Source organism: Aeromonas aquatilis (assembly GCF_054052405.1).
The window spans coordinates 1-5,947 of record NZ_JBSTYP010000108.1 but is presented as its reverse complement, the minus strand read 5'-3'; the positions used below and the strand labels follow the sequence as shown (position 1 = coordinate 5,947).

Sequence of the window (5,947 nt, the reverse complement as noted above, 5' to 3'; positions counted from 1 at the left end):
AGGCTGGGGTATCCATGATGGTAGACCTCAAGGTGATGGCCTACTTCAAGCTTAGCCTTTCAACACGTAATTGGGACATAGCCTTTTTTATGACTGTCAGGCTGATTTTTCTGGCTGGCCGGTCGGGTGTCCAGTCCGACCGGCGACGGGGATCGTCATCCCCGCCCCTTCATCATCCTGCCCGATGCAGACTTAACCGCCAACGGCGATGCGTTTCATGTCCTTCATGTAACCGCGCAGTACCTGACCGATCTTCTCGCACCAGGCATGGTTGCGGGTCATAACTGATTAACCGCCAACGGCGATGCGTTTCATGTCTTTCATATAACCACGCAGTACCTGGCCGATTTTTTCGATCGGGTGGTTGCGGGTCGCTTCGTTGGCCGCCAGCAGCGCCAGGTTATCCACGCTCTGCCCTTCCGCCTTGCTGGCGCCCAGATCGCCCGCTTTCAGGGTCGGCATGAAGTGCTCGCGCAGCAACGGCACTGCAGCGTTGGCAAACAGGTAGTTGCCGTACTCGGCGGTATCGGAGATGACCACGTTCATCTCGTACAGACGCTTGCGAGCAACGGTGTTGGCGATCAGCGGCAGCTCGTGCAGGGATTCGTAGTAGGCAGACTCCTCGTAGATACCGGAAGCCACCATGGTTTCGAACGCCAGCTCGACACCCGCCTTGACCATGGCCACCATCACCACGCCATTGTCAAAGTACTCCTGCTCGGCAATCTTGCCTGCAAACGCCGGCGCATTTTCGAAGGCAGATTTGCCGGTCTCTTCGCGCCAGCCGAACAGCTTGGCATCGTCTTCGGCCCAGTCGGCCATCATGCCGCGGGAGAACTCACCGGCGATGATGTCGTCCATGTGCTTCTCGAACAGCGGGCGCATCAGGGTCTTGAGCTGCTCGGAGAGCTCGAAGGCGCGCAGCTTGGCCGGGTTGGAAAGGCGATCCATCATCAGGCTGATGCCACCTTGCTTGAGGGCTTCGGTGATGGTCTCCCAACCGAACTGGATCAGCTTGCCGGCATAGGCCTTGTCGGTCCCTTCGGCAACCAGCTTGTCGTAGCAGAGCAGGGAACCAGCCTGCAGCATGCCGCAGAGGATAGTCTGCTCGCCCATCAGGTCGGATTTCACTTCCGCTACGAAGGAGGACTCCAGCACCCCGGCACGGTCGCCGCCGGTAGCAGAGGCCCACGCCTTGGCAATGGCCATGCCTTCGCCCTTGGGATCGTTCTCCGGGTGAACGGCTATCAGGGTCGGCACGCCGAAACCGCGCTTGTACTCTTCACGCACTTCGGTGCCCGGGCACTTCGGCGCCACCATCACGACGGTGATGTCGGAGCGGATCTGCTGACCCTCTTCCACTACGTTGAAGCCGTGGGAGTAGCCCAATGCGGCGCCCTGCTTCATCAGCGGCATCACGGTCTTCACCACGTCAGAGTGCTGCTTGTCCGGAGTCAGGTTCAGCACCAGATCGGCGGTCGGGATCAGCTCTTCATAGGTGCCGACCGCGAAACCGTTGTCGGTAGCCTTCTGCCAGGAGGCGCGCTTCTCGGTGATGGCGGCCTTGCGCAGGGCGTAGGAGATATCCAGCCCGGAGTCACGCATGTTCAGACCCTGGTTCAGACCCTGGGCACCACAGCCCACAATCACCACCTTCTTGCCCTTCAGCACGTTGCAGCCGTCCGCGAACTCTTCGCGCTGCATGAAACGACACTTGCCCAGCTGGGCCAACTGCTGACGCAGGTTCAAGGTGTTGAAATAGTTAGCCATGGTGATTGCTCCGTTCGATTGATTCCATGCCGGGTAGCGGCGTTGTCTGAACCACTATAGCGCGGGACACTTATTGCCTGAACTGATATATTCGAAACAGTACGTTGCAATAACTGAAACGTTAACCCTTCATAATTGCCTGCTGAATGTACCGCGAGATGGCAGAAACAAGCCGCCAACCGCTGGATATCGGGCACACATGCCGCGCCAGGAGCTGAAAGATGGACCTTCGCAATCTTGAGCTGTTTCTCCACCTCGCCGACTCCCTTCATTTCGGCAAAAGCGCCGATGCCATGGCGGTCAGCCCCTCCACCCTGAGTCGCGCCATCCAGCGGCTGGAGCAGGAGACCGGCTGCATCCTGTTCGAGCGGGACAACCGTTCGGTGCGGCTCACCCCCGCTGGCGAGAAGCTGCGCGAATTCGGCGGCGGCCTGTTGCAGGAGTGGCGTCAGCTCAAGCAGGAGCTCAAACGCAGCGATGAACCGCTGCAGGGGCGGCTGCGAGTCTTCTGCTCGGTCACCGCCAGTTACTTTCTGCTGCCCGAGGTACTGGAGCGCTTTCGCCGCCGCTACCCCCAGCTGGAAATCAAGCTGGAGACCGGCGACCCGGCGCTGGCGGTGGACAAGATCCTGGCCGACGAGACAGATCTCGCCATCGCTGCCCGCCCCGATGCCCTGCCCGCCAAGCTGGAGTTCGCCAGCCTGCAGCAGGTGCCGCTGGTCTTTATCGCGCCGCGCAACGCCCCGCAACTGAACCAGTGGTTCCGTCAGGGAGAACCTGATTGGGAGCAGCTGCCAGTCATCCTCTCCGAGCAGGGCTTGGCCCGCAAACGCAGCGATCAGTGGTTTCGCAACAAGGGGATCGCCCCCAACATCTATGCCGAAGTGGCGGGTAACGAGGGGATCGTCGCCATGGTGGCGCTCGGCTGTGGCGTAGGATTGGTACCTGCGGCGGTAATCGACCATAGCCCGCTCGGTGACAAGGTGCGGATCATCGACCTCAAACCCGCCTTCAAGCCATTTGATGTGGGGATCGGGGTGCTCAAGAAGCGGCTGGAAGAGCCGCTGATCCGCGCCTTCTGGGATACCGCGCAGAACCAGACTTCACTGCGCTAAAAGCGACGATTGTGGCTCTGCCTGTGCAGACAGGCGTGCGGGCACCCGACTGGCTATTTATCTGCGTGCCAATGCCCTGAACAAACGGTGATCAGGATCCGGTCACAGAACCCGCAGCAAAGGCGTATTAGACTGGTATCTTCCCTCTTTTGTCGGGAGTGCCCATGAAAGCAAGCGGTCTGGATCGGCTGTTCAAACCCCACTCAATCGCCGTGATCGGCGCCTCGACGGACCCGCTCAAGGCGGGTCATGTGATAGTGCGCCACCTGCTGGCGGGCCAGTTCAAAGGGCCCATCCTCCCTGTCACCCCGCGTAACAAGGCCATCGCCGGCGTGCTGGCCTATCCCGATATCGCCAGCCTGCCGCTAACCCCGGATCTCGCCATCATCTGCACCAGGCGGGAGCGAGTCTTGCCATTGCTGGAAGCGCTCGGTCAAAAGGGTGCGGGCGCAGCCATCATACTGGCCGCCGACTTTTCCCCCGAGGAGCGGCTGGAGCTGAAACGGGTCTGCCAGCAATATGGCATTCGCCTGCTCGGCCCCAACAGCATGGGAATGCTGCTGCCTGGCCAGGGGATCAACGCCAGTTTCTCACCCATTGCCGCCAAGCCGGGGCAAGTCGCATTTCTGTCGCAATCCGCCGCCGTCAGCACCACCATTCTGGATTGGGCCAAGCAGCATGAACTGGGCTTTTCCGCCTTCATCTCCCTTGGCGATCACTGCGATATCGACTTCGGCCAGCTGCTGGATCAGCTCTCCCGCGACAGCGTCACCCGCGCCATCTTGATCTACATGGACAAGTTGCACGACGCCCGCCACTTTCTCTCGGCGGCGCGGGCAGCCTCGCGCAACAAGCCGATCCTGGTGCTAAAAAGCGGGCGCCACGAACCGGCCCACGGCCTCGACAATGTCTATGATGCCGCCATCCGCCGCGCCGGCATGCTGCGGGTACGGGATACCCACGAACTGTTTGCCGCGGTGGAAACCCTGAGCCACTCCATGACCCTCAAGGGGGAGCGGCTTGCCATCATCTCCAACGGTCGCGGGCTGGCCAATATGGCAGTGGATGTACTGCTGGAGCGGGGCGGCAAGCTGGCTCGTCCGCCGCTCGACATCGGCAGCGATGCCACCATCACCACCTATCAGGAGGCGCTGGACAACGTGTTGCAGGAAGATGGCATCGACGCCATCCTGATCATCCACGCCCCCTCGCTCACGTCACCGAGTGCGCCGCTGGCCAGCCATCTTATCGCCCATCTGAAACAGCATCCCAGAGCACGCCGTTTCAATATTCTCACCAACTGGGCGGGTGAATACTCGGCGCAGGAGGGACGCAAGCTCTTTACCGAGGCGGGCTTCCCGACCTACCGCACACCGGAAAGCGCCATGGCTGCCTTCATGCACATGGTGGAATACCGCCGCAACCAGAAGCAGTTGATGGAAACCCCGGCATCCCTGCATGGCAACCAGCTCAATGTCGAGCTGTGCCAGCAGCTGATCCGCCAGGCACAGGAGCGCAAGCAGCTGAGACTGGATACCCATTTGGTGCACCCGATTTTACAAGCTGCAGGTCTCTCGACCCTGCCAACCTGGATCGTTACCGACGCCATCGAGGCGACCCTGACCGCAGAGCAGATCGGCTATCCGGTGGCAGTGAAACTGCGCTCACCCGATATCCTGCACAAGTCTGCCGTACACGGGGTAGTGCTCAATCTGCGCACCTCGGCCGAAGTGGCACAAGCCGCAGATGCCATTCTGGACAGGGTCAAACAGCATGATCCGGGCGCCCGCATCGAAGGCTTGCTGGTGCAGCGGATGGCTCGCCGCAGCGGTGGCCTCGAGCTGCGGGTACGTATCCAGCAAGACGCCATCTTTGGCCCCGTCATTCTGCTGGGTGAATCGGGCGCCGAACCGCAGGAGATGGTGGCTGCCTTGCCACCGCTCAATCAGGCGCTGGCTCGTTACCAGATCATCGGGGCACTCAAGAGTCGCAAGATCCGTGAGCAGGCCACACCGGAGCGACTGGATATCGATTCCCTCGGTCAAGTGCTCTGCCAGCTCTCCGAGCTATTGCTCGCCTTTCCGGAGATTCAGGAGCTGGACCTGCACCCGCTACAAGCGTGCGGTGCCGAAATGGTGGTACTGGATGCCAGCCTCACACTGGCTGACCCCGCCATCCCGACCAGCAACCGACTGGCGATCCGCCCCTATCCTACCGAATTGGAGGAGGGTGCCTGGCTTAAAGATCAGCGCCATATCCTGCTGCGCCCAATCCGGCCGGAAGATGAACCGGCTCACAAGCAGTTCGTGCTGCAGGTCTCCAATGAAGACAGGTACAAACGCTTCTTTGCCGATGTGGGCGAGCTGGGCCATGAAGAGCTGGCTCGCATGACCCAGATCGATTACGACCGGGAGATGGCCTTCGTGGCTGTGGGGCAAGATGGCGAGCTGCAGGATCAAATCCTCGGCGTGGTACGCGCTATCTCGACCCCGGACCAGAGCGATGCCGAGTTTGCCATTCTGGTGCGATCGGACTTGAAAGGGGTGGGTCTCGGCAAATTGATGATGGAGAAGATCATCCGTTATGCCAAAGAGCAGGGGATTGGCCAGCTATCCGGCATGACCATGCCCAGCAATCGTGGCATGGTCAACCTCGCCAAACGGCTTGGCTTCAAGATCGACGTGCAAATGGAAGAGGGGGTGGTCAATATGAAGCTGCCCTGTAGTCAGCAGGCGGCAGAAGCCTGATTTGGCCGACTGCAGACTCGCTCAAATGGTTGTGAATGAAGCTGATATAGCTAAACAATGGCGGGAATAGCAGGCTATCTGGCACTTTCTTGGCAGGTAAAAACCAAAAATTGGCTGTTTAACACGCTAAAAATACCAAAGCCCGGTCGTGGGGCTGGGCTCTGGTGTGAAAAAATGAGACTCAATGGGCAAAAAACGCCCATAGCAAAAAGGCCTTCCCAATCGGGAAGGCCTTCAAATTAGTGGCGGAGCGGACGGGACTCGAACCCGCGACCCCCGGCGTGACAGGCCGGTATTCTAACCGACTGAACTACC

Annotated in this window: 3 protein-coding genes; 2 read left to right on the top strand and 1 reads right to left on the bottom strand. The window is 60.2% G+C overall.

Annotated features, from left to right (window positions below; translation table 11 throughout):
* Nucleotides 1–288: 288 nt before the first annotated feature.
* Nucleotides 289–1,770 carry a ketol-acid reductoisomerase gene (gene ilvC / locus ACW5W8_RS23160; protein ID WP_182933180.1) on the bottom strand — a complete coding sequence of 494 codons (1,482 nt, stop codon included), beginning with the start codon at nt 1,768–1,770 and terminating at the stop codon, nt 289–291.
* A gap of 221 nt (nt 1,771–1,991) precedes the next feature.
* On the opposite strand from ilvC, the gene ilvY reads away from it, so the two are divergent.
* Nucleotides 1,992–2,885 carry an HTH-type transcriptional activator IlvY gene (gene ilvY / locus ACW5W8_RS23155; RefSeq protein WP_498630731.1) on the top strand — a complete coding sequence of 298 codons (894 nt, stop codon included), beginning with the start codon at nt 1,992–1,994 and terminating at the stop codon, nt 2,883–2,885.
* A 164-nt stretch (nt 2,886–3,049) separates the two neighbouring features.
* The gene (locus tag ACW5W8_RS23150; RefSeq protein ID WP_498630730.1) at nt 3,050–5,632 is read left to right on the top strand and encodes a bifunctional acetate--CoA ligase family protein/GNAT family N-acetyltransferase; all 2,583 of its coding nucleotides are present in this window, start codon (nt 3,050–3,052) and stop codon (nt 5,630–5,632) included.
* Nucleotides 5,633–5,947: the final 315 nt, after the last annotated feature.

Excerpts from the sequence above, each read along its gene's own strand:
- ilvY (WP_498630731.1), top strand. The coding sequence starts at position 1,992 with ATGGACCTTCGCAATCTTGAGCTGTTTCTCCACCTCGCCGACTCCCTT.
- ACW5W8_RS23150 (WP_498630730.1), top strand. The coding sequence starts at position 3,050 with ATGAAAGCAAGCGGTCTGGATCGGCTGTTCAAACCCCACTCAATCGCC.
- ilvC (WP_182933180.1), bottom strand. The coding sequence starts at position 1,770 with ATGGCTAACTATTTCAACACCTTGAACCTGCGTCAGCAGTTGGCCCAG.